At 60.9% G+C, this 25,685-nt stretch carries 23 protein-coding genes; 16 read left to right on the top strand and 7 right to left on the bottom strand.

The genetic code is table 11. The features are described 5' to 3' along the window. Positions 1-28: 28 nt before the first annotated feature. Positions 29-1,006: a dipeptidase gene (locus BLR63_RS24860; protein ID WP_010565964.1), complete on the bottom strand. Its 978-nt coding sequence runs from the start codon at positions 1,004-1,006 to the stop codon at positions 29-31. A gap of 219 nt (positions 1,007-1,225) precedes the next feature. On the opposite strand from BLR63_RS24860, the gene BLR63_RS24850 reads away from it, so the two are divergent. Beyond that, positions 1,226-1,627, top strand: a complete 402-nt coding sequence (locus BLR63_RS24850; RefSeq protein WP_010565963.1) for a lysozyme inhibitor LprI family protein — start codon at positions 1,226-1,228, stop codon at positions 1,625-1,627. A 40-nt stretch (positions 1,628-1,667) separates the two neighbouring features. After that, on the top strand, positions 1,668-2,084 hold the full coding sequence (locus BLR63_RS24845; protein WP_010565962.1) for a DUF3010 family protein: 417 nt from the start codon (positions 1,668-1,670) through the stop codon (positions 2,082-2,084). Between the two features lie 29 nt (positions 2,085-2,113). On the opposite strand, the gene BLR63_RS24840 is transcribed toward BLR63_RS24845, so the two are convergent. Both BLR63_RS24840 and BLR63_RS24835 read right to left on the bottom strand, forming a co-directional pair. Continuing rightward, positions 2,114-3,292 carry an ATP-binding protein gene (locus BLR63_RS24840; protein WP_010565961.1) on the bottom strand — a complete coding sequence of 393 codons (1,179 nt, stop codon included), beginning with the start codon at positions 3,290-3,292 and terminating at the stop codon, positions 2,114-2,116. 68 nt (positions 3,293-3,360) lie between these two features. Then, complete coding sequence (locus BLR63_RS24835; RefSeq protein ID WP_010565960.1) at positions 3,361-4,305, bottom strand: GlxA family transcriptional regulator; 945 nt, start codon at positions 4,303-4,305, stop codon at positions 3,361-3,363. Between the two features lie 193 nt (positions 4,306-4,498). On the opposite strand from BLR63_RS24835, the gene BLR63_RS24830 reads away from it, so the two are divergent. From BLR63_RS24830 to BLR63_RS24815, 4 genes are all read left to right on the top strand, one after another. After that, positions 4,499-5,443 (top strand): choline ABC transporter substrate-binding protein, encoded by a 945-nt coding sequence (locus BLR63_RS24830; RefSeq protein WP_010565959.1) that lies wholly within the window; start codon positions 4,499-4,501, stop codon positions 5,441-5,443. A gap of 73 nt (positions 5,444-5,516) precedes the next feature. Next, positions 5,517-6,404 (top strand): BKACE family enzyme, encoded by an 888-nt coding sequence (locus BLR63_RS24825; protein ID WP_010565958.1) that lies wholly within the window; start codon positions 5,517-5,519, stop codon positions 6,402-6,404. Between the two features lie 42 nt (positions 6,405-6,446). Beyond that, the gene (locus tag BLR63_RS24820; RefSeq protein WP_010565957.1) at positions 6,447-7,412 is read left to right on the top strand and encodes an L-carnitine dehydrogenase; all 966 of its coding nucleotides are present in this window, start codon (positions 6,447-6,449) and stop codon (positions 7,410-7,412) included. Between the two features lie 13 nt (positions 7,413-7,425). After that, positions 7,426-7,902 (top strand): thioesterase family protein, encoded by a 477-nt coding sequence (locus tag BLR63_RS24815; RefSeq protein ID WP_010565956.1) that lies wholly within the window; start codon positions 7,426-7,428, stop codon positions 7,900-7,902. A 73-nt stretch (positions 7,903-7,975) separates the two neighbouring features. Here BLR63_RS24815 and BLR63_RS24810 read toward each other — a convergent pair whose 3' ends face one another. Further along, positions 7,976-8,581: a hypothetical protein gene (locus tag BLR63_RS24810; RefSeq protein ID WP_010565955.1), complete on the bottom strand. Its 606-nt coding sequence runs from the start codon at positions 8,579-8,581 to the stop codon at positions 7,976-7,978. Beyond that, complete coding sequence (locus BLR63_RS24805; RefSeq protein ID WP_010565954.1) at positions 8,578-9,867, bottom strand: AAA family ATPase; 1,290 nt, start codon at positions 9,865-9,867, stop codon at positions 8,578-8,580. The genes BLR63_RS24810 and BLR63_RS24805 overlap by 4 nt, the downstream gene beginning before the upstream one ends. 308 nt (positions 9,868-10,175) lie before the next feature. Here BLR63_RS24805 and BLR63_RS24800 point away from each other — a divergent pair, with 308 nt between their 5' ends. Next, complete coding sequence (locus BLR63_RS24800; protein ID WP_010565953.1) at positions 10,176-10,439, top strand: hypothetical protein; 264 nt, start codon at positions 10,176-10,178, stop codon at positions 10,437-10,439. Positions 10,440-10,559: 120 nt separating this feature from the next. Here BLR63_RS24800 and gbdR read toward each other — a convergent pair whose 3' ends face one another. Then, entirely contained in the window at positions 10,560-11,663 is a 1,104-nt protein-coding gene (gbdR, locus tag BLR63_RS24795; RefSeq protein ID WP_010565952.1) for a choline metabolism transcriptional regulator GbdR, read from the bottom strand. A 525-nt stretch (positions 11,664-12,188) separates the two neighbouring features. Further along, positions 12,189-13,565 (bottom strand): L-serine ammonia-lyase, encoded by a 1,377-nt coding sequence (locus tag BLR63_RS24790; protein WP_010565951.1) that lies wholly within the window; start codon positions 13,563-13,565, stop codon positions 12,189-12,191. Between the two features lie 415 nt (positions 13,566-13,980). Between BLR63_RS24790 and BLR63_RS24785 the strand changes: the two genes are divergently transcribed. The 9 genes from BLR63_RS24785 (at position 13,981) to BLR63_RS24740 (ending at position 25,520) form a co-directional block, all read left to right on the top strand. Then, complete coding sequence (locus tag BLR63_RS24785) at positions 13,981-14,928, top strand: choline ABC transporter substrate-binding protein (protein WP_010565950.1); 948 nt, start codon at positions 13,981-13,983, stop codon at positions 14,926-14,928. A 69-nt stretch (positions 14,929-14,997) separates the two neighbouring features. Continuing rightward, complete coding sequence (gene choW, locus BLR63_RS24780) at positions 14,998-15,843, top strand: choline ABC transporter permease subunit (RefSeq protein ID WP_010565949.1); 846 nt, start codon at positions 14,998-15,000, stop codon at positions 15,841-15,843. After that, entirely contained in the window at positions 15,840-17,018 is a 1,179-nt protein-coding gene (choV, locus tag BLR63_RS24775; protein WP_010565948.1) for a choline ABC transporter ATP-binding protein, read from the top strand. Before choW ends, choV begins: the two co-directional genes overlap by 4 nt. A gap of 403 nt (positions 17,019-17,421) precedes the next feature. After that, on the top strand, positions 17,422-18,015 hold the full coding sequence (gene betI / locus BLR63_RS24770; RefSeq protein ID WP_010565947.1) for a transcriptional regulator BetI: 594 nt from the start codon (positions 17,422-17,424) through the stop codon (positions 18,013-18,015). A 61-nt stretch (positions 18,016-18,076) separates the two neighbouring features. Continuing rightward, positions 18,077-19,549, top strand: a complete 1,473-nt coding sequence (betB, locus tag BLR63_RS24765; RefSeq protein ID WP_010565946.1) for a betaine-aldehyde dehydrogenase — start codon at positions 18,077-18,079, stop codon at positions 19,547-19,549. A 144-nt stretch (positions 19,550-19,693) separates the two neighbouring features. Continuing rightward, on the top strand, positions 19,694-21,388 hold the full coding sequence (betA, locus tag BLR63_RS24760) for a choline dehydrogenase (RefSeq protein ID WP_010565945.1): 1,695 nt from the start codon (positions 19,694-19,696) through the stop codon (positions 21,386-21,388). A gap of 239 nt (positions 21,389-21,627) precedes the next feature. Then, entirely contained in the window at positions 21,628-22,590 is a 963-nt protein-coding gene (locus tag BLR63_RS24750; RefSeq protein ID WP_010568165.1) for an IS110 family transposase, read from the top strand. 171 nt (positions 22,591-22,761) lie between these two features. Then, the gene (locus BLR63_RS24745) at positions 22,762-24,204 is read left to right on the top strand and encodes a TldD/PmbA family protein (RefSeq protein ID WP_010565944.1); all 1,443 of its coding nucleotides are present in this window, start codon (positions 22,762-22,764) and stop codon (positions 24,202-24,204) included. Then, positions 24,204-25,520 (top strand): TldD/PmbA family protein, encoded by a 1,317-nt coding sequence (locus BLR63_RS24740; RefSeq protein WP_010565943.1) that lies wholly within the window; start codon positions 24,204-24,206, stop codon positions 25,518-25,520. The genes BLR63_RS24745 and BLR63_RS24740 overlap by 1 nt, the downstream gene beginning before the upstream one ends. Positions 25,521-25,685 lie beyond the last annotated feature (165 nt).

Genomic DNA, 25,685 nt, shown 5'->3' with positions numbered 1-25,685 from the left:
GGTGGTGTTGCCCGAGGGTGCGGTCGGCTTATTCGCCCCACACGTCCTTCAAGACGTTGACCCAGTTCTCGCCCATGATCTTGCGCACCACGCGTTCGCTGTGGCCGCGCTTGAGCAGGGTCTCGGTGAGGTTGGGGAACTCGCCCACGGTGCGGATGCCCAGGGGGTTGATGATCTTGCCGAAGCTGGTCAGGCGGCGGGCGTAGCCTTTGTCATGGGTCAGCATTTCGAAGAAATCCTGGCCATGGCCCTGGGTGAAATCGGTGCCGATGCCAATGGCGTCTTCGCCGACGATGTTCATGGTGTATTCGATGGCTTCGGCGTAGTCGTCAATGGTCGAATCGATGCCTTTGGCCAGGAACGGCGCGAACATGGTCACGCCGACAAAGCCGCCGTGGTCAGCGATGAATTTGAGTTCTGCATCGGACTTGTTGCGCGGGTGCTCCTTGAGCCCGGACGGCAGGCAGTGGGAGTAGCACACCGGTTTTTTCGATTCGAGGATGACTTCTTCGCTGGTCTTGGAGCCGACGTGGGACAGGTCGCACATGATGCCGACGCGGTTCATCTCGCCGACGATCTCGCGCCCGAAACCCGACAGGCCACCGTCGCGCTCGTAGCAGCCGGTGCCCACCAGGTTCTGGGTGTTGTAGCACATCTGCACCACACCGACGCCGAGCTGCTTGAAGATCTCGACGTAGCCGAGCTGGTCTTCGAAGGCATGGGCGTTCTGGAAGCCGAAGATGATGCCGGTCTTGCCCTGTTCCTTGGCTTTAAGGATGTCGGCGGTGGTTTTCACCGGGATTACCAGGTCACTGTTTTCGCGGATCAGGGTCTGGCTGGCCACGATGTTGTTGATCGTGGCCTGGAAGCCTTCCCACACCGACACGGTGCAGTTGGCGGCGGTCAGGCCACCCTTGCGCATGTCCTCGAACAGCTCGCGGTTCCACTTGGCAATAATCAGCCCGTCGATAACGATGCTGTCTGCGTGTAATTGCGCTGGGCTCATCAGGCGTCCCCTTATTGGCGATTCATGCGCCGAATCGTCTGCCGGCGCTTTGGGGCCAGCATATGCCCAGGGGCCGACCGGACCGGGTGCAAAAACGACAGGGGAATTGCCGAAAGCGTCAATCCGCGACGAAGGTCGCTAAGACACGTCTGTCTGGCGACTGTTCTTTGTCTTACGCTTGAGCCAGAATTCACGCATCCACCGATATGAGACGGCGCAATGAAATCGATTTTCCTGGCTTTGGCACTCATCGCAACCGGCGTCCACGCCGCCGAAGACACCGACAGCACGCCGTGCGACGGCATCGAAAACGACAAGCAAACCCTGGAATGCGCCACCTACAACAAAACCACCGCCGAGCAATTGCTCAAGGATAACTATCAAGGGCTGCTCGAACGCATGGGTTCGACCTATGGCAGCGACAAGTCAAAACTGGCGGACATTACCGCCCGTCTGAAGGATGCCCAGCAGAAGTGGGAAAAACTGCGCGACGCCGATTGCGCGGTGGACACCTTCCCGGCGGTGACGGGGACCAAGGCCTATGCCATCGAGCTGAACGACTGCCTGGCGCGGATGAGCGATGAGCGGTCGGAGTTTCTGGAGTCGATCGGGCAGGAATAAGCGACAATCCCCGCCACTTTCACGGGACCCAAGGCCTTTCATGAAAACCTGCGGCATCGAAATCAAAGGCAGCGAAGCCATCATCGCTGTCGCCTCCCTGGATAACCAGGCGCTGAGCCATGTCGCCCTGGCCAGCAAGAAAATCGCCCTGGAAGACGACGATGACGCCGCCAACGTCAAAGCCTTCGCCGCTCAGGTGAAGGCGTTTGTGCAGGCCAACGCCATCGAACGCATCGCCATCAAGAAGCGCAGCAAGAAAGGTGAATTCGCCGGTGGGCCGACGACATTCAAGATTGAAGGGGTGTTTCAGTTGCTCGACGGGGTTGAAGTGACGCTGCTGTCGCCGCAGACCCTCAATGCGCAGTACAAGAAGCACAATTTCGAGCTGCCGACGACGCTGAACAAATACCAGCACGAGGCCTACAAGGCTGCGTGTTCGGCCCTGCTGAAAAAATAACCCTCTGCCACCGGGGTTTTGGGGTGTCTTTAGCCCAGCGTACGGCGCTTGTGCAGCAGCCAGTCGCCGAAGGTTTTGTCTTCCAGGGCATACCCGCCCCGGCTCGATTTCCATACAAGCTCCTTATCGCGCAGGGCATCGATGCAGGCCTGGATGGTCTGGGTGCCCGGAACCGCATCGCTGCCCATGTCCTCCAGGGCCTTGCTGACTGCGGTAAGGGTGCTGTCGGTAAACGGTGCGAACGGTTCGTTGCTTTGTGAGCGCTCGACCATCACTTGCAATACAGCTCGTTGGGGCAAGGTCAGGGCGTTCCAGGCGCTTTCGAATTCGGTCCACACGCCAGCGCGCAGCAGCTCGGCGCGGCTGTGCAGCAGTTGCCCGAGTTGGCTCGCCTCGCCCAACTCCAGCGCCACTTCGCCCACGATGGTGCGCAGCATTTCCGGGCGCCGGCCCACCAACTCGAACGCTTCATCAATGTCGGCGGCATTGAATTGATTGGTCTTGGCCAAGTGGGCGTTGAGGTGCGCGGTGTACGCCTGGGTGAACTCTTTTCCCAGCAACGGAAATGGCGTGATGCTGGACCCGAAGAACGGCTGGCTTTTGCCCAGGACCAAATGGGCGAGCTTGTCGCGGTTGGACCCGGTGAACACCAGGTGCAGGCCGCTGCCCTCGCCTTCGCGACCCTGGTTGAGCTGGTCGCGCGCGGCCTTGAGGGCAAACATGGCGTTGATGCCCGCTTCGCTGGTGAGTGCGTGCTGGGCTTCGTCGATCACCAGCACCACGGTTTTCTCGGCGGCGCTGTGAAGCAATTCCAACGCCTGTGTGAGCGTTGCTCCCACGGGCAACTGGGGTTTGGTGAAGTCCCAGGACAAGGTGCGCAGGAAGTTGAGTTTTTCAATGCCGACCTGCTTGGCCAGCTTGCGAATGCCCTTTTCGAAAGGCACCAGTGCCCCGGCAATCGCGCTGGAAATCAGCTCGGCGGGATCTTTTTCTTTGTCGGCCCACAGGTCGACATACACCGTCAGCCAGCCACGGGCCTGGCAGTGCGGGATCAGGTCTTCGCGCATAAAGGTACTTTTGCCGGTGCGACGCGGCGCCGCGAGAAACAGGCCGGAGGTGAAATCCTGCAAACCGGCCCCCACCAGGCCATCGGCAATACTGCTTGCCAGCGCGGGGCGGCGGAACACAAAACCGCTGGGCTTGGACATGCTTTTATACTCAATTATTGAATGAACTATAAATTATAGTCGTGAGTATAATTGACTATAATCGCCGGTCAAACCACCTCCCGTCGCCGATCCTCCCGTGGGCACTTGGCAAACCGCGCCCGATAGCTGCGGGTGAAATACGACGGCGACTCAAACCCGCACGCAATGCTCACCTCCAGCACGCTCATGTCGCTCTGGCGCAATAACTGCCGGGCTTTTTCCAGGCGCAGGCCGAGGTAGAAGTTGCTCGGCGTGTCGTTCAGGTGCAGGCGGAACAGCCGCTCCAACTGGCGCCGCGTGACCTTGATCGCGTCAGCCAGGGCTAGGGTGCTCAGGGGCGGTTCGGTGTGCTGTTCCATCTCGCCGATCACCTGCACCAGTTTCTTGTTGTTGATGCCGTAGCGCGTGACGATCTGCATGCGCTGGTGGTCCTTGCGCGGGCGGATGCGACCCAGCACGAATTGTTCGGAAACCTGGATCGCCAGCTCCGGGCCGTGGGCCTGGGCGATCAGGTCGAGCATCAGGTCGATGGAGGCGGTGCCGCCGGCGCAGGTGATGCGACGGCGGTCGATCTCGAAGAGTTCCTGGGTCACCGTCAGATGGGGGTAGGACTCCTTGAAGGCGTCGATGGCTTCCCAGTGCAGGGTCAGGCGATGGCCGTCGAGCAGGCCGGCTTCGGCGAGGATGCAGGCGCCGGTGTCGATGGCGCCGAGGGTCACGCCGTCATGGTCGAGGCGACGCAGCCAATGCTCCAGCGCGGGGGTGGCGAACTGCAGCGGCTCGAAGCCGGCCACCACCAGCAGGGTCGCGCCTTTTTTCAGCGGTTCCAGCGCCGCGTCGGCGTTGACCGACATGCCATTGCTCGCCAGCACCGCGCCGCCGTCGGCGCTCAAGATGTGCCAGCGGTACAGCTCGCCGCGAAAACGGTTGGCCACCCGCAGCGGTTCGAGCGCCGAGATAAAGCCGATGGCCGAGAAGCCCGGCATCAGCAAAAAGTGGACATCCTGGGACATGGTGGCGCTCTCGTAGGACGGGCAGCGTGGCCCTGTGATACTCCCGTTCATGGACGGATTCAAGAGGACAGGTCGCTGCAGTGCAAGAGCGGGTCGCCGCCGTGCGTTTTGTCGCCCCTCAAGCTGCGTAACGTGATCCCACGGCGCACAAAGACGCCGGCCCCCACAATAACGACCTGCCGAGGGAACCTCCATGAATCGACTGATCCGCCGCTGCGTGCTCGCACTCAGCGCCAGCGCCATCTTGAGTACGAATGTCCTGGCGGCCGACGCGCCATCCTGCCAGAACGTGCGCATGGGCGTGGTGAACTGGACCGACGTAATCGCCACCAGCGCCATGACCCAAGTGTTGCTCGACGGCCTCGGCTACAAGACCAAACAGACCAGCGCCTCCCAGCAAATCATCTTCGCCGGCATCCGCGACCAGCGCCTGGACCTGTTCCTCGGCTACTGGAACCCGTTGATGACCCAGACCATCACGCCGTTCGTCGACGCAGGGCAAGTCAAAGTCCTCGACAAACCGAGCCTGGAAGACGCCCGCGCCACCCTCGCCGTGCCGACGTACCTGGCGGACAAGGGCCTGAAAACCTTCGCCGACATCGCCAGGTTCGAGAAAGAACTGGGCGGCAAGATCTACGGCATCGAGCCAGGCTCGGGCGCCAATACCCAGATCAAGGCGATGATCGCCAAGAACCAGTTCGGCCTGGGCAAGTTCCAGTTGGTGGAGTCCAGCGAAGCCGGCATGCTCGCCGCCGTCGACCGTGCGGTGCGGCGCAAGGAAGCCGTGGTGTTCTTCGGCTGGGCGCCGCATCCGATGAACGTCAACATCGCCATGACTTACCTCACCGGCAGCGACAATGCCCTGGGCCCGAACGAAGGCATGGCCACCGTCTGGACCGTCACCACGCCGACCTATGCCCAGCAGTGCCCCAACATCCACAAGCTGCTGACCAACCTGACCTTCACCGCCGCCGATGAGAGCCGAATGATGCAGCCGTTGCTGGATCACAAGGACGCCTTCGAGTCCGCCAGGCAGTGGCTCAAGGATCACCCGCAAGACCAGGCGCGCTGGCTCGAAGGCGTGACCACCTTCGACGGCAAACCGGCTGCCGCCAACCTGCAACTGACCAGCAAATAAATTCTTCTGAATCACCGTTCGCGGTCATTTCCGATCGCGAACGGCACCACCACGCCTGTAAGGAACCTGCCCCATGAACCACGACGTCATCATCACCTGCGCACTCACCGGTGCTGGCGACACGACCGCCAGAAGCCCCCACGTGCCGGTCACCCCCAAGCAAATCGCGGCCGCCGCCGTGGAAGCCGCCAAGGCCGGCGCCACCGTGGTGCACTGCCATGTGCGCGACCCCGAGACCGGCAAGTTCAGCCGCGACGTGGCCCTGTACCGTGAAGTGATGGAGCGCATTCGCGAGGCCGACATCGACATCATCGTCAACCTCACCGCCGGCATGGGCGGCGACCTGGAGATCGGCGGCGGCGAGAACCCCATGGCCTTCGGTCCCAACACCGACCTGGTCGGCCCGCTGACACGCCTGGCCCATGTGGAAGAACTGCTGCCGGAAATCTGCACCCTCGATTGCGGCACCCTCAACTTCGGCGATGGCGACACCATTTACGTGTCCACCCCGGCGCAGTTGCGGGCCGGTGCCAAACGCATCCAGGAATTGGGCGTAAAGGCCGAGCTGGAAATTTTCGACACCGGCCACCTGTGGTTCGCCAAACAGATGATCAAGGAAGGCCTGCTCGACGACCCGCTGTTCCAACTGTGCCTGGGCATCCCATGGGGCGCGCCGGCCGACACCACCACCATGAAGGCCATGGTCGACAACCTGCCGGCCGGCGCAGTGTGGGCCGGCTTCGGTATCGGCCGCATGCAGATGCCGATGGCGGCGCAAGCGGTGCTGCTGGGCGGCAACGTGCGGGTCGGGCTGGAAGACAACCTGTGGCTGGATAAGGGCGTGCTGGCCACCAACGGTCAACTGGTGGAACGCGCCAGTGAAATCCTCAGCCGCCTCGGCGCGCGGGTCCTGACCCCAGCCGAAGGGCGCATAAAAATGGGCCTGAAAAAACGCGGCTAACCCCTCCCACAGAGATTCACTCCATCATTCAGGAATGTCGCCATGCGCTTTATCACTGAGATCAAAACCTTCGCCGCCCTCGGCAGCGGTGTCATCGGCAGCGGCTGGGTGTCCCGCGCCCTAGCCCACGGCCTCGACGTGGTGGCCTGGGACCCCGCGCCCGGCGCCGAAGCCGCGCTGCGCAAACGTGTCGCCAACGCCTGGGGCGCCTTGGAGAAACAGGGCCTGGCCCCCGGCGCGTCCCAAGACCGCCTGCGTTTTGTCGACACCATCGAGGCGTGCGTGAAAGACGCCGACTTCATCCAGGAAAGCGCCCCGGAACGCCTGGACTTGAAACTCGAACTGCACAGCAAGATCAGTGCGGCGGCCAAGCCGAATGCCCTGATCGGCTCCAGCACCTCGGGCCTGTTGCCGAGTGAATTCTACGAAGGCTCGACCCACCCGGAACGCTGCGTGGTCGGCCACCCGTTCAACCCGGTCTACCTGTTGCCGCTGGTGGAAGTGGTCGGCGGTCGACACACCGCGCCCGAGGCGATCCAGGCCGCGATCCAGGTGTATGAATCCCTCGGCATGCGCCCGCTGCATGTGCGCAAGGAAGTCCCCGGTTTTATCGCCGACCGCCTGCTTGAAGCGTTGTGGCGCGAGGCGCTGCACCTGGTGAATGACGGTGTGGCCACCACCGGTGAAATCGACGACGCAATCCGCTTTGGCGCCGGCTTGCGCTGGTCGTTCATGGGCACCTTTCTCACCTATACCCTGGCCGGCGGCGATGCCGGCATGCGTCACTTCATGGCGCAATTCGGTCCGGCCCTGCAGTTGCCGTGGACCTACCTGCCGGCGCCGGAGCTGACCGACAAATTGATCGACGATGTGGTCGATGGCACCACCGATCAACTGGGCACCCACAGCATTCCGGCGCTGGAGCGCTATCGTGACGATTGCCTGCTGGCGGTGCTGGACGCGGTGAAAACCACCAAGGAAAAACACGGCATGACCTTCGCCGAATAACGGGAACCCGACAATGCCTGCATTGACCACCTACACCACCCAGGTCCAGCCCGCCTGGGTGGATTACAACGGCCATCTGCGCGACGCGTTCTATTTGCTGATCTTCAGCTACGCCACCGACGCGTTGATGGACATCCTCGGCCTGGACAGCGACAACCGCGAAGCCAGCGGCCATTCGCTGTTCACCCTGGAACTGCACCTGAATTACCTGCACGAAGTGAAACTCGGGACCGAGGTGGAGGTGCACACGCAACTGATCGGCCATGACGCCAAGCGCCTGCATCTGTATCACAGCCTGCATCGGGTCGGCGAAGCACGGGAACTGGCCGGCAATGAACAGATGCTGCTGCACGTCGATCTCGCCGGGCCGCGTTCAGCGCCGTTCACCGCAGCGACCTTGGCAGCGCTCGCCGCCATCGACGCCGCACAAACCGACCTGCCGCGCCCCGCCCTGCTCGGTCGCGTCATCGGCCTGCCAGCCAGGAAATAATCAGGAGCCACCCTGCAAAGCACCGCCGCGGGTATCGTTTTCCGTACTTAATCGGAGTGATTGCTACGGTGGTTCACTGATTCCCCGGCGCTGGCGCATGGGCCGCTTCCAAGGCCAGTTTCTTTTCAACAGCGGTAGCGATAAGAGGAGCCATTTCACGGAGCATTTCTAAATTTCCGGTCTTCTCGTAAAGGCTCAGCCATTTGCGTCGAGGCCTCAATATCCGCTCATCATCCCTGAGCGGTAGCTTTTTCAGGGTGTTTTCAGCGCGAGCTCTAAATTCCGCAGGAACCGCGTCAGTTAATACCAGTTGGAGAGACGGCAAACTGATCTCAAACCACCCCTCCTGCACTTCAAAGGGGTCCAACAAATCAGCAGCCACCTGCTTACTTTTGGAGCTATTGATCCATCCATCAATAAATCGGTAGTTCGACCACTCATAGGCGAGCAACGGGTCTTCGTTGAAACTGATGCCGTGATCGACTGTACCGCTGGGAATATACATTGCGGCATAACCACATCGATCATCAAACCCATCGGCAAGCGCATGCCTGAAAGGGGACCACAAGTCTCTCGGCCGCTCGGCTGTCGGGTGTGCTCTCAACCAGAGGCCACCTGGCTTGCGACATTTCTCGTCAAATTTTTCAGGCTCTGGAATAGGGTTCAAAACGGGCGTCATGACCTTTTTCCTTTCGACTCTTTCTCAGGTTTTCCCTGAGACACTATCCATCGCGGCCAAAAATCATCAAGGCCGGGCAAAACACGAACCAGTTCTTGATGAATAGCTGATTGCGTTGCCAAGTTTTCCGGCAACGCGTCCTTATCGTCACGCATCCAGGCTTCGGCGGCTTCGATAGCTTCCTCCGCTGCCACCGAGCGGGCCTGTTGCAAACCAAAAACATCCGACACCAACCAGTTCACCACATCGCCCTGCTTGGACCAGACCTCTTTGGTGATTTTGGCCTGTCCTCGGTCAAGATGGATGTTGAAAACCGCATCTTTTTCTTCAATAAATTCAGGCTCGGCAGATGCCAATACCAACGGGGAGTGGGTTGCCACAATTAGCTGCACGGCCACCTTCTCTTGCGTCATTTCCTCTACCACTTTAAGCAGGGCAGGGACGATTCGACGCTGCCATTGCGGATGCAAATGGCACTCGACTTCGTCGATCAGAAAGATGATCTCTTTGGCAGGGTTAACTTTTCGCTGTTTGCATGCTCGCTTATGACCGTTCCAAGTCCAAACAATCATGTAGGCTAATGCAGCAATTCGACGCATACCTGCAGAAGCATGAACCAGTGGAACGTCAAGGCCATAAGGCATTCGCAATGTCGGGTATTCGGTTTCATCCAGAGGACCAATATGGCAAGGCTCCCCAGGCGATAACTTTTCGATACCCGAGGGAGACAGCGCATCCAATGCCACAGTCAACTCCTTGAAGGACGAGTCACTTGCGGTCCGCTGCCATCGGACCCAATCATGAATCAAGCCATTGCAGATATTGGTACCTTTTTCGGACACAGCACCGTTCCACACCTCATCTGGAGAAAAGTTAAATGCCCGAATTTTTTCTTCAGTCCCCGCCTGTTGATCAGTCCAGTAATTACGCGCAGGATCCCAAGCAGAAAAGCTACCGTCCACCCCCGCATAGATAACGATTCCAGGAATGGATGGACGCGCCTTCGGCTGCCGCCAAAAACCGTCCTTGAAATGGACTTCGCCTGCTTTGTCCCCAGTCGTCACCTTGCTAAACGCGAACTCAATACTGGCCGATCTCGACGATTCTCTAGGAATAGCCTCTGACCCACGCGCCCATGTCCGCGTCAAAGCCCACCAGGCAGCATCCAGCAGGAAGCTTTTACCAAGACCATTGTCACCCGTAATGAAATTGAGGCGAGGCGCGAACTCAACCGGACCAAACTTTTCAGCAGGGCCGACACCTTTGAGAGACAAGAGTTTTAGCATTGCATTACCTTCTGATTTGCCTGAGAGCCTGGGCTGGGTTAAGCGTCAACAAAGCGGGTAAAAGCCCACTCGTGTGAACAGCTTATAGGCATTCTGTGCGTTTGAACTGTGGCAATCCTAATGCCAAACAATCAAGCGAGCTATCCCTTGCCCATCACCCTCTCAAAATGGACATCCAAAACAAAAAAGTCCCAAAAAACGACCTGTTCATAGCCATCCAAGTCATTCCCCGGTTACGCCCTTGCCGAGGGCGTCGACGGCTACCAGAATCCATGTCAATCCCCGCTCCCCTAACCAGGATAAACGTCATGATGCACGCGGATTTGATTGACCAGGATGACCTGCTGAACCAACTACGCTCGTTGGGTTTCGAGGTGTCCAGCGGCGCCAGTGCCGAACAGGCCTGTGAATGTGCGGTACGCGGTTTGAGCGAAGCGCGGGCCAAGGCGCTCAAGGGCATGGTCGAGCAGATGTACACCGGCAGCGCGACGATTCTGCCGGCGGTGCGTCAGGCCATCGATAAGCAATTGTTGCCGGCGTTGATGCAGTTCAAACAGAACACCAAAGCCTGACAGACCGCTATCGGGAGCAAGCCCCCTTTAACTGTGTTCACAAATTTCGACGTGTGAATGCAGTCCGTGTGGGAGGGGCGGTGCGACGATTCGACTTGCTCCCGATGCAGGCAACGCGGTCTACAGCCTTACGCTGGCAAACGTCGATTCATTACGCGCCTGGCTCAATGCCGACATCGGCCCCGCCAACGGTGACAAGGTCAGCACCTGGGGAATCGGGATCATCGCCACTTGTTGAGTCGTGTTGGAACCGACGCGCTCATCCCGTGGCGGAATGCCGAAGTATTCGCGGTAGCACTTGGAGAAGTGCGGCGTGGACACGAAGCCGCACACCGACGCCACTTCGATGATCGACATCGGCGTTTGCTTGAGCAGCTGACGCGCGCGAATCAGGCGCAGCTTGAGGTAGTAGCGCGACGGCGAGCAGTGCAGATATTTCTGGAACAACCGCTCCAGCTGGCGCCGCGACACGGCGACGTAGACCGCCAGTTCGTCGAGGTCGATAGGCTCTTCGAGGTTGGCTTCCATCAGCGCGACGATTTCCTGCAGCTTCGGCTGGTTGGTGCCAAGCATGTGCTTGAGCGGCACACGCTGGTGATCCTGTTCGTTGCGAATGCGTTCGTACACAAACATCTCGGAGATCGCCGCCGACAGTTCACGCCCGTGGTCGCGGCTGATCAGGTGCAGCATCATGTCCAGCGGCGCGGTGCCGCCGGAGCTGGTGAAGCGGTTGCGGTCGAGGGTGAACAGGCGGGTGCTCATCGTTACGCGCGGGAAGGCTTCCTGCATCGACGCCAGGCATTCCCAGTGCACGCTGCAATCGAACCCATCGAGCAGGCCGGCACAGGCCAGCGCCCAGCTGCCGGTGCATACCGCGCCAAGGCGGCGGGACTGGCGCGCCTGGCTTTGCAGCCACGACACATGTTCACGGGTAACGGTGCGCTGGATACCCACGCCGCCGCACACAATCACAGTGTCCAGGGCCGGGGCTTTGTGCATGGAAGCATCGGGGGTGATTTGCAGACCGTCGCTGGCCCAGACCTGGTTGCCGTCGACACTCAGGGTTGTCCAGCGATACAACTCGCGACCGGACAGCTGATTGGCCATGCGCAGCGGTTCAACGGCTGAAGCCAGAGAAATCAGCGTGAAATTGTCCAGCAGCAAAAAGCCGATGGATTGAGGCGCACGGTTCTGGGGTTGGGCCCCTGAGTTGAACGACGTCATCGCGGTATCTCCTCACACAAAACAGGTGATGGCCTCAGGCGAGGCTCTTGTTATTGCGCCTCGCTCCAGTGCAGAGAAAGGCTTTGAATGGATAGAGCAAATGCCATGCCTAAAATTGAATGGCTATTCAACAAATCCTGAAAACGACCTCATGAGGCGTCTATATAAGCCCACGCAGGAAGTGCGGGATATGGCCCGAATCGGGTGCCAGAGCGGGCCTGTCCAAGGGGTGTGAGCAGTTCGGTAGCACTTGTGGGAAGGCACTTTCAGCGCGTAGGAAGAGTCTGTCACCACAGGCACATCTGACGGGCGGTCGACGGGGAAATCGTTCGGGAGCTACTTATCTGTTTGCGACGCGCTAAAAGGTGGCGGTTTTGGTTTGAGTGTTCACTTTGTGAGCAGTGTTGAGTGGACCACCGCTATCGGGAGCAAGCCCCCTCCCACACTGACTGTGTTCACAAGTTCAGATGTGGGAATACTGTCAAATGTGGGAGGGGGCTTGCTCCCGATGCAGACAACTCGGTCTCAACACTCAACCGCACTCACCGCCAGCCCACCTCGCGACGTTTCCTTGTACTTGTCGTGCATATCCGCGCCGGTATCGCGCATGGTGCGGATCACCCGGTCCAGGGAGATGAAGTGCTGGCCGTCGCCGCGCAGGGCCATCTGCGCGGCGTTGATCGCCTTGACCGCGGCAATCGCATTGCGCTCGATGCACGGCACTTGCACCAGCCCGCCCACCGGATCGCAGGTCAGGCCGAGGTTGTGTTCAAGGCCGATTTCGGCGGCGTTGCACAACTGCTCCGGGGTGGCGCCAAGGATCTCGGCAAGCCCCGCGGCGGCCATGGCGCAGGCGGAACCCACCTCGCCCTGGCAGCCCACTTCGGCCCCCGAGATCGAGGCGTTTTTCTTGCACAGGATGCCCACCGCCGCCGCGCTGAGCAGGTAGTCGACCACGTTGGCTTCGGTGACGTCGTCGCTGAATTTCATGAAGTAGTGCAGCACCGCCGGAATGATCCCTGCCGCGCCGTTGGTGGGCGCGGTGACCATGCGTCCGCCGGCGGCGTTTTCTTCGTTGACGGCCAGGGCGAACAGGTTGACCCACTCCATCGCGCTCAAGGTCGAACCGATCACATTGGGCTTGTTCAACTCCTGCAGGCTGCGGTGCAACTTGGCGGCGCGGCGGCGCACGTTCAGGCCACCGGGCAGGATACCTTCGTGCTTGAGGCCCTGCTCCACGCACGCTTGCATGGCGCGCCAGAGTTTCATCAGGCCACTGCGGATCTCATCTTCGGAGCGCCAGGTCTTTTCGTTGGCCAGCATCAACTCGGCGACGCGCAGGTTGTGGGTCTTGCACAACTGCAGCAGCTCCACCGCGCTGGAAAAATCATAGGGCAACTCGGTGCGGTCCATGTCGGCCACGCCGCTCCGGGCCTGGGCCTCATCGACGACGAAACCGCCGCCGACCGAGTAGTAAGTGTCGCGGTGCAATTCGCCATCATCGCCGTCCACTACCAGGGTCATGGCATTGGGATGGAACGGCAGGTTTTCGTCGAGCAGGCGCATGTCCCGCGTCCACACGAACGGCACCGGCAGGCGCCCGTCCAGCAGCAGGGTCTCGGTTTCGCGCAGGGTATGGATCCGCTGGCCGATCTGCGTCGGGTCGATCGCGTCCGGCCACTCGCCCATCAGGCCCATGATGGTGGCGGTGTCGCTGCCGTGGCCGATGCCGGTGGCCGACAACGAGCCATACAGCTGGACTTCGACGCGCCGGACCTGTTCCAGCACTCCACGTTCACGCAGTGCCTGAACGAACAACGCCGCGGCGCGCATGGGACCGACGGTGTGAGAACTCGACGGCCCGATGCCGATCTTGAACAGGTCGAAAACACTGATAGCCATTGCAGTACAACTCCTCGATAAGCACGGCCAGGCTTGAACGAGGTGCTACGCTCAGATCGCCCAGATGGCGGCATCATCAAGCTTTTCCTGCCGCCTGCGGCGTCTCACACCGACGCACCCATGCTCATCCGCGTCGCTGCCGTGGGATCGACTTTTCTGGGCGTTTTTAGCGGTGCAGATGGGCGAAAAGCCGGGTTTTTCCCTGGGAAAAATCTGTAAGCGACCTGACCGACACTGGATACGACTCTGCCTGTACTGGATACGACGCCCCCTGTAGGCGTCAGATTTTCGCTGGTACATGATCAGTCTCGACTCGTTTGCAAGACACCGTGCCAGAGCTGTTATCGCATGCTCCAACCGCAACCCTTATAAAGCGCGGCAAATGCCGTCAGAAAAAACACAGGAGTCTACCCAGATGAAAGGTTCACCCTCGTTGTTGTTGGCCGCCATGCTGAGTCTGCCAGTCCTGGCGCACGCTGCAGAACCGGCACAATGCCAGACCGTCAACTTCTCCGATGTCGGCTGGACCGACATCACCGTCACCACCGCGACCACCAGCGAAATCCTCAAGGGCCTTGGCTACAAGCCGCGCACCACGATGATTTCGGTACCGGTGACTTACAAGTCCCTGGCCGACGGCAAGAACATGGACATCTTCCTCGGCAACTGGATGCCGACCATGGAAAACGACATCAAGCCGTACCGTGATGCCGGCACCGTGGAAACCGTGCGCGCCAACCTGGAGAACGCCAAGTACACCCTGGCGGTCCCCGAGGCGCTGTACAACAAGGGCCTGAAAGACTTCGCCGACATCGTCAAATTCAAGGACGAGCTGGGCGGCAAGATCTACGGTATCGAGCCGGGTAACGACGGCAACCGCACCATCCAGACCCTGATCGACAAAGACGCCTTCGGCCTGAAAACCGCCGGCTTCAAAGTGGTCGAGTCCAGCGAAGCGGGGATGCTCTCGCAGGTGGAACGCGCCACCAAGCGCGACCAGGCCATCGTGTTCCTCGGCTGGGAACCGCACCCGATGAACACCCGCTTCAAGATGAAGTACCTGACCGGCGGTGACGACTCGTTCGGCCCCAACTACGGCCAGGCCACCATCTATACCAACGTACGCAAGGGCTACACCCAGGAATGCAGCAACGTGGGCCAGTTGCTGAAAAACCTGTCGTTCACCCTGAACATGGAAAGCACGCTGATGGGTAACGTCTTGGACGACAAGATGAAACCCGACGCCGCCGCCAAGGCCTGGCTGAAAAAGAACCCGCAAGTGCTCGACACCTGGCTCGCCGGTGTCACCACCGTCGATGGCAAACCAGGCCTGGAGGCCGTCAAAGCCTACCTCGCCAAGTAATCCCTGCTGACCCCGGGCCGGTGCGCTGGCCCGGGATGTTTTCCCCTTCGCATGTGGACATTCACTACCATGCTGACTGAACAAAAAATCCCACTAGGCCAGTACATCGCTGCCTTCGTCGAATGGTTGACCAAACATGGTGCCAACTACTTCGACGCAATCGCATCGACCCTGGAAACGATGATCCACGGCGTGACGTTCGCGCTGACCTGGTTCAATCCACTGGCATTGATCGGTCTGATTGCGCTACTCGCTCACTTCATTCAACGCAAATGGGGCCTGACCGTATTCGTCATCGCCTCCTTCCTGCTGATCCTGAACCTGGGGTACTGGCAGGAAACCATGGAAACCCTCGCGCAGGTGTTGTTCGCCACCCTGGTCTGCGTGGTCATCGGCGTGCCGCTGGGCATTGTTGCCGCGCACAAACCGATGTTCTACACCATGATGCGGCCGGTACTCGATCTGATGCAGACCGTGCCGACCTTCGTCTACCTCATCCCTACCCTGACCCTCTTCGGGCTGGGTGTGGTGCCTGGTTTGATCTCCACGGTGGTGTTCGCGATTGCCGCGCCCATCCGTCTGACCTACCTGGGTATCCGCGATGTACCGCAAGAGTTGATGGACGCCGGCAAGGCCTTCGGCTGCTCGCGCCGTCAGTTGCTCTCGCGCATTGAACTGCCCCACGCCATGCCGAGCATTGCCGCCGGCATTACCCAATGCATCATGCTGTCGTTGTCGATGGTGGTGATCGCCGCCCTGGTGGGCGCCGACGGCCTCGGCAAACCGGTGGTCAACGCGCTGAACACCGCCGACATCGCCCTGGGCTTCGAAGCCGGCCTGGCGATCGTGTTGCTGGCCATCATGCTCGACCGCATCTGTAAACAACCCGACGCCAAAGTAGGGGGTGATGCATGAGCATTATCCGATTCGACAATGTCGATGTGATCTTCTCCAAAGACCCGCGTGACGCACTCAAGCTGCTGGACCAGGGCATGAGCCGTAACGAGATCCTGAAAAAGACCGGGCAGATCGTCGGCGTGGAAAAAGCCAGCCTGGATATCGAGAAAGGCGAGATCTGCGTGCTGATGGGCCTGTCGGGTTCCGGCAAGTCGAGCCTGCTGCGCTGCATCAACGGCCTCAATACCGTCAGCCGTGGCCAGCTGTTCGTCGAGCATGAGGGGCGCCAGATCGACATCGCCTCCTGCACTCCCGCCGAGCTGAAAATGATGCGCACCAAACGCATCGCCATGGTGTTTCAGAAGTTCGCCCTGATGCCCTGGCTGACGGTGCGCGAGAACATCAGCTTCGGCCTCGAGATGCAGGGCCGCCCGGAGAAAGACCGGCGCAAGCTGGTGGATGAAAAACTCGAGCTGGTGGGCCTGGCCCAGTGGCGCAACAAAAAACCCGACGAACTGTCCGGCGGCATGCAACAACGCGTCGGCCTGGCCCGCGCCCTGGCAATGGACGCCGACATCCTGCTGATGGACGAACCCTTCTCCGCCCTCGACCCGCTGATCCGCCAGGGCCTGCAGGACGAGTTGCTGGAGCTGCAACGCAAGCTGAGCAAGACCATCGTGTTCGTGAGCCACGACCTCGACGAAGCCCTCAAACTCGGCAGCCGTATCGCAATCATGAAAGACGGCAAGATCATCCAGTACAGCGTGCCGGAAGAGATTGTGCTGAACCCGGCCGACGACTATGTGCGCACCTTCGTCGCCCACACCAACCCGCTGAACGTGCTGTGCGGTCGCAGCCTGATGCGCACCCTGGACAACTGCAAACGCATCAACGGCTCGGTGTGCCTCGACCCCGGCAACGACTCGTGGCTGGACCTGGCCGAAGGCAACACCCTCCAGGGTGCACGCCAGAATGGCGCAGTGGTGAACCTGCAGAACTGGGTACCGGGGCAACCGGTGGAAGGTTTGGGCCGCGTACCGACACTGGTGGACTCCAATATCGGCATGCGCGACGCCTTGCAGATCCGCTACCAGACCGGGAACAAGCTGGTGTTGCATGACAACAACCGGGTGGTGGGGATTCTCGGTGACACTGAGCTCTACCATGCCCTGCTGGGCAAGAACCTGGGTTGATTCACCCGACATGAAAACGCCGCGATCTTCGCGGCGTTTTTTTTACCGCCATTTCCCCCCGCAAAGGCCGGCTCTCCGGCGATAAGCCCCTCTTCTCGCGCAAGACACCCGGCCACCGATCCCCCGCCTCATGGATTTTTTCAGGCGTCGACGGACGGGTGTTATAAAGGCACCCCGAAAATACCCGCCCCACAACAGTCGGTAACACGCCTGAAGTGGCTTGTTTCAGGGGTTTTCGCAGGTGTCAGAAGTCACTCACCACCGACAGGAAATACCGGTAGGCAGCGACTATTTGCCGCTCGACTCACTTTTTATTGATTGAACGTTCAATCAAAACAAAATAGACTGGCCTCACGTCGACGAACGCTCATCGCCCGTCGCCAGGCCTAAGGAGAGGTGCTACATGCCCAAGGTCGGTATGCAACCCATACGCCGCCAACAATTGATCGAAGCCACGTTGACGGCCATCGATCAGGTCGGGATGGGGGATGCAAGTATTGCGCTGATCGCCCGTTTGGCCGGTGTCTCGAACGGCATCATCAGCCACTACTTCAAGGACAAGAACGGCCTGATCGCGGCGACGATGCGCTACCTGATGAACGCGCTGATCGAGAACGTCCATGAACGTCGGCAAGCCTTGAAGGACGACAGCCCACGGGCCCACCTTCAAGTGATCATCGGCGGCAACTTCGACGCCAGCCAGGTCAACGGCCCGGCAATGAAAACCTGGTTGGCCTTCTGGGCCACCAGCATGCACCACCCGTCATTGCACAGGTTGCAGCGGATCAACGATCACCGCCTGTATTCCAACCTGTGCTGCCAGTTCCGCCGCGTGCTGCCGCTGGCTGATGCACGCAGCGCGGCCCGGGGCCTGGCGGCGTTGATCGACGGTTTGTGGTTGCGCGGCGCCCTGTCGGGAGATGAGTTCGACACGGCGCAGGCGCAACGGATCGCGTACGAATACATGGATTTCCAATTGGCCAAGCAGGCGAGTTAGAGCCGGTATCACCGCTCGACTCCCCGACCGGGCCAACCACTTATGCGCTTGCGAGGACTTTATGGCCCGTTTCGAACTGCAAAAACTCTACATTGACGGCGGCTACAGCGACGCGGGCGGCGATGCCACCTTCGAAGCCATCAACCCGGCGAACGGAGAAGTCCTCGCCCATGTGCAACGCGCAACGTTCGATGACGTTGAGCGTGCCGTGGCCAGTGCCGAAAAAGGTCAGAAAATCTGGGCCGCCATGACCGCCATGGAGCGTTCGCGCATCCTGCGTCGCGCCGTCGACATCCTGCGTGAGCGCAACGATGAACTGGCCGCCCTGGAAACCCTGGACACCGGTAAAGCCTTCTCCGAAACCAAATACGTCGACATCGTCACCGGCGCCGACGTGCTCGAATACTACGCAGGCCTGGTGCCCGCCATCGAAGGCGAGCAGATCCCGCTGCGCGACACCTCATTCGTCTACACCCGCCGCGAGCCGTTGGGCGTGGTCGCCGGTATCGGCGCGTGGAACTACCCGATCCAGATCGCCCTGTGGAAATCCGCACCGGCCCTGGCCGCCGGCAACGCGATGATCTTCAAACCGAGTGAAGTGACCTCGCTGACCACCCTGAAACTGGCCGAGATCTATACCGAAGCCGGCGTTCCGGCCGGCGTGTTCAACGTGCTGACCGGCAGCGGCCGTGAAGTCGGCACCTGGCTGACCGAGCACCCGCGCATCGAGAAAGTCTCGTTCACCGGCGGCACCGACACCGGCAAGAAAGTCATGGCCAGCGCTTCGAGTTCTTCGCTCAAGGAAGTGACCATGGAACTGGGCGGTAAGTCGCCGCTGATCGTGTTCGAAGACGCCGACCTGGATCGCGCCGCCGACATCGCGATGATGGCCAACTTCTACAGCTCCGGTCAGGTCTGCACCAACGGCACCCGCGTGTTCGTGCCCAAGCACCTGCAAGCGGCGTTCGAAGCCAAGATCGCCGAGCGCGTTGCACGCATTCGCATCGGCGACCCGCAGGACGACACCACCAACTTCGGCCCGCTGGTCAGCTTCGCCCACATGGAAAGCGTGCTGGGCTACATCGCCAAGGGCAAGGCTGAAGGCGCGCGCGTGCTGTGCGGCGGCGAACGCCTGACCGACGGCGACTTCGCCAAAGGCGCCTTTGTGGCCCCGACCGTGTTCACCGACTGCACCGACGAAATGACCATCGTCCGTGAAGAAATCTTCGGCCCGGTGATGAGCATCCTCACCTACGAGACCGAAGAAGAAGTGATCCGCCGCGCCAACGACACCGACTTCGGCCTCGCCGCCGGCCTGGTCACCAAAGACCTGAACCGCGCCCACCGCGTGATTCATCAGCTGGAAGCGGGGATCTGCTGGATCAACGCCTGGGGCGAGTCCGACGCGAAAATGCCGGTCGGTGGCTACAAGCAGTCGGGCGTGGGCCGTGAGAACGGGATCAGCTCGCTGAACAACTTCACCCGCATCAAATCGGTACAGGTCGAGTTGGGCGATTACGCCTCGGTGTTCTAAGCCCTGAGTGTTGTGTTGACTTTGAGGCCGCTATCGGGAGCAAGCCCCCTCCCACACTTTGACCGCTTTCTCATGTTGGAACTCGGTCAAAGGTGGGAGGGGGCTTTCCCAAGACCTGACCCCCACTCCCAAGAGGGTGCATTTATGTCCCAAGAATACGACTACATCATTGTGGGTGCCGGTTCCGCCGGTAACACCCTGGCGACCCGTCTGACCGAAGACCCAGGCGTCACCGTCCTGCTGCTGGAAGCCGGCGGCCCCGACTACCGTCTCGACTTCCGCACCCAAATGCCCGCCGCCCTGGCGTTCCCGCTGCAAGGCCGGCGCTACAACTGGGCCTACGAGACCGACCCGGAGCCCCACATGGACGGCCGCCGGATGGAATGCGGACGCGGCAAGGGCCTGGGCGGTTCGTCGCTGATCAACGGCATGTGCTACATCCGTGGCAACGCCCTGGACTACGACAACTGGTCGAAATTGCCCGGCCTGGAAGACTGGACCTACCGCGACTGCCTGCCGTATTTCCGTAAAGCCGAAACCCGCGACATCGGCCCCAACGACTACCACGGCGGCGACGGCCCGGTCAGCGTGACCACGCCCAAGGCCGGCAACAACCCGCTGTTCCACGCCATGGTCGAAGCCGGCGTGCAGGCCGGTTACCCGCGTACCGAAGACTTGAACGGCTACCAGCAGGAAGGCTTCGGCCCGATGGACCGCACCGTCACGCCGAACGGCCGTCGCGCCAGCACCGCGCGCGGTTACCTGGACACGGCAAAAAAGCGCTCCACCCTGACCATCGTCACCCACGCCCTCACCGATAAAGTGCTGTTCGAAGGCAAGCGTGCAGTGGGCGTGCGTTACCTGATCGGCGCCGCCGAAGAGCACGTCGAAGCCCGTGCGCGCAAAGAAGTGCTGGTGTGCAGCGGCGCCATTGCCTCGCCGCAACTGCTGCAACGCTCCGGCGTCGGCCCGGCCAAACTGCTGGAAAGCCTCGACATCCCGGTGGTCCACGACCTGCCCGGCGTCGGCGAAAACCTGCAGGACCACCTTGAGCTGTACCTGCAATATGCGTGCACCCAACCGGTGTCGCTGTACCCGTCGCTGCTCTGGTACAACCAGCCGGCCATCGGTGCCGAATGGCTGTTCAACGGCACCGGCATCGGCGCCAGCAATCAGTTCGAGGCCGGGGGTTTTATCCGCACCCGTGAAGACTTCGATTGGCCGAACATCCAGTACCACTTCCTGCCGGTGGCGATTAACTACAACGGCAGCAACGGCGTGAAAGAGCATGGTTTCCAGGCGCACATGGGCTCCATGCGCTCGCCGAGCCGTGGCCGCGTGCAATTGAAGTCGAAGAACCCACGGGACTACCCGAGCATCCTCTTCAACTACATGGCCACCGAGCAGGACTGGCAGGAATTCCGCGACGGCATCCGCCTGACCCGCGAAATCATGCAACAGCCGGCCCTCGACCCGTTCCGTGGCCGCGAAATCAGCCCCGGCATCGAGGTGCAAACCGACGAGCAACTGGACCAGTTCATCCGCGAGCACGCCGAGACCGCGTTCCACCCGTCCTGCTCGTGCAAGATGGGCAGCGACGCGATGGCAGTGGTGGATGGCGAAGGTCGCGTGCATGGCATGCAAGGCCTGCGGGTGGTCGATGCGTCGATCATGCCGATCATCACCACCGGCAACCTGAACGCGCCGACGATCATGATCGCCGAGAAAATCGCCGACAAGATCCGCGGCCGCCAACCGCTGCCGCGCAGCACCGCCGACTACTACGTGGCCGGCGATGCGCCGGTACGGGGCAAGCCGTTGCGGGAAATTGTGCAGTAACTGAAACACCGGGGTGTCTGTATCGGGAGCAAGCCCCCTTGTATGTTTAGACTTGAAGGGGTGGGTGGGACTAAAAGCCCGATTCTGACTCTAACCAGTACAGACCGTGGGAGACTTCGTCCCACCCCTTCTACCCAAAAGCGCCAATAAGGAATTCATCGGCAAGGCCGACGATAGAGACAAGTCAGCGCAACGGTAGACCCCAACAAGCTCTTAAACCCTAGCTCCGAGGATTCGTCATGACAATCCTTACTTCGCAAACGGTCGTGGGTGTTGATGTGGCCAAGGCTGAGGTGCTCGTCTATCGTGCCGATCTGCAAACCACACAAGCCATCCCCAATAATCGAGCAGCACTCAAACGCTGGCTCAAGACGCTGCCCGCCCAAAGTGGCATTGCCGTCGAGGCCACCAATATTTACCACTTGGACACGGTTGAGTTGGCCCATGAGTTGGGTCATCAGGTCTACGTCGTGGACGGTTATCGCTTGAGTCATTACCGTCGCGGTGTCGGCCAACGAGCTAAAAATGATCCGTGCGATGCTCGTCTTCTAGCTCGATATCTGGCGCATGAACAGGGTGGGTTACGCGCTTGGAGCCCGCCACCCAAGGCTTACAAGGCCCTGCAAAGTCTGCTTCATCGACGGGCAGCACTGATCAAGGCGCGCGTCAGTCTGGCTCAGAGCTGGGCCGATGAGCCGCGCCTGGAAGAAGAGCTGAAATGTCTGATGGAGACGTTTAAGCACTCGGATCTGGCCATTCAAAAAAAGCTGCGCGACCTGAGCAAAGAGGCTGGAGCCGCCGAAAATATCGAGCGTTGCAAGGCCATTGAAGGCGTCGGAGTACTGACGGCAACCGGATTTGCGACGGCTTTTTTGCGTGGCGAGTTTAAGGATAGCAATGCCTTCATCGCTTTTTTGGGCATGGACTTGAGGGTCGATGACTCGGGAAAAAAGACGGGGAGTCGCAGGCTGACCAAGAAAGGGGATCCGGAAATACGGCGTCTGGCCCACAACTCGGCTATGGCCGCCTGTCGTTCAGCGACCTGGAAACCATTTTATGAAGGGTACCTGGCCAGAGGATTCAAGAAGACTCAGGCCCTGGTAATCCTTGCCCGAAAACTCGCACGGGTGGCGTTCGCCCTGATGAAAAACCAGAGCGAATACCAACCGAATCGGCCGTTGCAGGGTTGTCCTGCAACATAGAATCTCCCACATGTGACCGCTTTCTCATGTTGGAACTCGGTCAAAGGTGGGAGGGGGCTTGCTCCCGATAGCGCCCGAACAAACACCACAAAACCCCCTCCCTTGATCAGCTTCCAGCCCAGGCCTACTCTGTTCGCCTGCCCGCGCCGAGCCGCCCACAAGGAAGGCCCCATGTTCGACCACCACACCACCCTCAAAAAACACTTCGCTGCCCTGCGCACCAGCGCCGAGTTCTTCGCCCTGCGCTACGTGCGCGAGTCCGGCCACTCCCTGTCGGTGCGCAAGAACGTCGCCGCACCGCCGTACCTGAACCACGACGAAGGCGCCATGCTCACCGTGCGCGTCAACGGTGTCGAAGCCTATGCCGCGACCCACGACCTTTCCCTGTCCGGCCTGCAAGCCGCGCTCGAACGTGCCGAACAGCAGGCCCGCCGGATAACCCCCCATGCCCTGCTCGACCTGCGCGACCAACACGTGTCCAGCGACGTCGCCGACTACCTGTCGCCAAACCTTGAGCAAGCCTTCCCGTCCTTGAGCGACTGCTACCAATTGCTCGGCGATGAATCTGCGTCCGTGCCTCGGGACGAGCGCCTGGTGAACTGGGAAGTCAGCCTCGGCCTGACCCACGTCGAGCAGATCTACCTCAACAGCGCCGGGGCCGAACTGCGCCAGGCCCAGCGCTTCGTGTTCCCCGGCGTCAACGTCACCGCCTACGACGGCAACGACAGCCAGTCGCGCACCCTCGGCGGCAGCAACTTCGGCCAGCAAGGCGGCTTTGATGTGATCGAGCGCTTCGGCCTGGTCGGCGCCGCGCCGCGCATTGCCGACGAAGCCCTGCAACTGCTGCTGGCGCCCAACACGCCCCAGGGCCCGCGCGACCTGCTGCTGATGCCCGACCAGATGATCCTGCAGATCCACGAATCCATCGGCCATCCGCTGGAACTCGACCGCATCCTCGGCGACGAACGCAATTACGCCGGCACCAGTTTTGTGAAGGCCAGCGACTTCGGCCATCTGCAATACGGCTCGCCGCTGCTCAACGTGACCTTCGACCCCGGCATCCCCGAACAACTGGCCAGCTACAGCCACGACGACGATGGCACCGCCGCCAGCAAGCAATTCCTGATCCGCGAAGGGCTGCTGCTCAAGCCCCTGGGCGGCGCGTTGTCACAATTTCGCGCGGGCATGAGCGGCGTCGCCAACAGCCGCGCCAGCAGTTGGAACCGCCCACCGATCGACCGCATGGCCAACCTGAACATCGAAGCCGGCGACCAGAGCCTGGCACAGCTGATCGGTGGCATCGAACACGGCATCCTCATGTCCACCAACCGCTCGTGGTCGATTGATGACGCGCGCAACAAGTTCCAGTTCGGCTGCGAATGGGGCCAGTTGATCGAACACGGCGAACTCAAGGGCGTGGTGAAAAACCCCAACTACCGGGCGATTTCCGCGCAGTTCTGGCGCAACCTCAGCGCCGTGGGCGACGCCAGCACCTTCCAGGTGTTGGGCACGCCGAACTGCGGCAAGGGCGAACCCAACCAGGTGATCCGCGTCGGCCATGCCTCGCCGGCCTGTGTGTTCAGCAACGTTGACGTATTCGGAGGAGATGCCTGATGAACAACTTCAAGGCATTGGTGCAGTGGCTCAATCAAGCCATCACCGACAAGGAACACTTTCACCTGGGCTACGCCGCCGAGTCGTCCGAGTTCGTGCGCTTCAACCACGCCAAGGTGCGGCAGGCCGGGCAGGTGCAGCAGGCCAGCCTCACGCTGAAACTGATCAACGATGGCCGGCATGCCGACCTCGACATCACCCTGGCCGGCGAACCGGAATTGGACCGCCAGCGCCTCGCCGCAGGCCTGCAACAACTGCGCGAGACCCTGCCGCTGCTGCCCGGCGACCCGTACCTGCTGCTCAACCACACCGCCTGGCAAAACCACAACGAACAAGCGCGCCCGCTGCCCGAGTTGGCCCATGTGCTGGAGGACATCAGCCAGGCTGCCGCCGGTGTCGACCTGGTCGGCTTCTACGCCGCCGGCCCGATCAGCCGGGGCTTCGCCAGTTCGGACGGGGCGTTCGGCTGGCATCAGGCCAACAGCTTCAACTTCGATTTCAGCCTGTTCCATGCCAATGGCGAAGCGGTGAAAGCCAGCTACGCCGGACATGAATGGAACAGCGCCGAGTTCACCCGCCGCGTCCAGCAGGCCCGCGAGCAGTTGGCGTTCCTTGGCCGCCCGCTGCACACCCTGGCGCCCGGCGAGTACCGCGCCTACCTGGCGCCGGCCGCGCTGGAAGAAATCGTCAGCATCATCACCTGGGGTGGGTTTTCCGCCCAGGCCATCGCCAGCAAAGGCAGCTCGCTGCAACGGCTGTATGCCGGTGAGCAATCGTTGAGCCCGCTGGTGACGGTGGACGAACAGATCAGCGGCTCCCTGAGCCCGGCGTTCTCCGCCGAAGGCTACCCGCGCAGCGATGTCACGCTGATCAAGGCCGGCCAGGCCGAGGGCCAGTTGGTCAACTCGCGCAGCGCCGCCGAATATGGCCTGAGCGCCAACGGCGCCAGCGGCGACGAATCCCCCAGCGCCCTGCAAATGGCGGCGGGCTCCCTGGCCCAGGCCGATATCCTCAAACAGTTGGGCACCGGGTTGTACATCAGCAACCTGTGGTACCTGAACTACTCCGACCTGCCGGCGGCGCGCCTGACCGGCATGACCCGCTTCGCCACGTTCTGGGTGGAGGACGGCGAGATCAAGGCACCGGTCAGCACCATGCGCTTCGACGACAGCGTCTACCAACTGCTCGGTTCCCAGCTGGAAGCCCTGACCGCCGAGCGCGAACTGCTGCTCTCGGCCAGTACGTACAGCCAGCGCAACACCGCGTCCAACCTGTTGCCGGGTGCCCTGGTCAAACGCCTGACCCTGACCCTCTGACCCCAATCCCTGTGGGAGCAAGCCCCCTCCCACAGTGTCTTGTATTGATTTCAGACATCTCTATTTCGGCCCTTCCTACAGAAAGCCTTCTTCTTCTCAGTCTGCGCGGGCGGTCTGTTGTCGCCTGCAAAAAACCTCGTTATAACGGTTGGTGGCACCCCGCCA

Source organism: Pseudomonas extremaustralis (genome assembly GCF_900102035.1).
GTDB lineage: Bacteria > Pseudomonadota > Gammaproteobacteria > Pseudomonadales > Pseudomonadaceae > Aquipseudomonas > Aquipseudomonas extremaustralis.
Note: the sequence above shows the minus strand (reverse complement) of the source record. Positions and strands in the feature narration are given on the sequence as shown.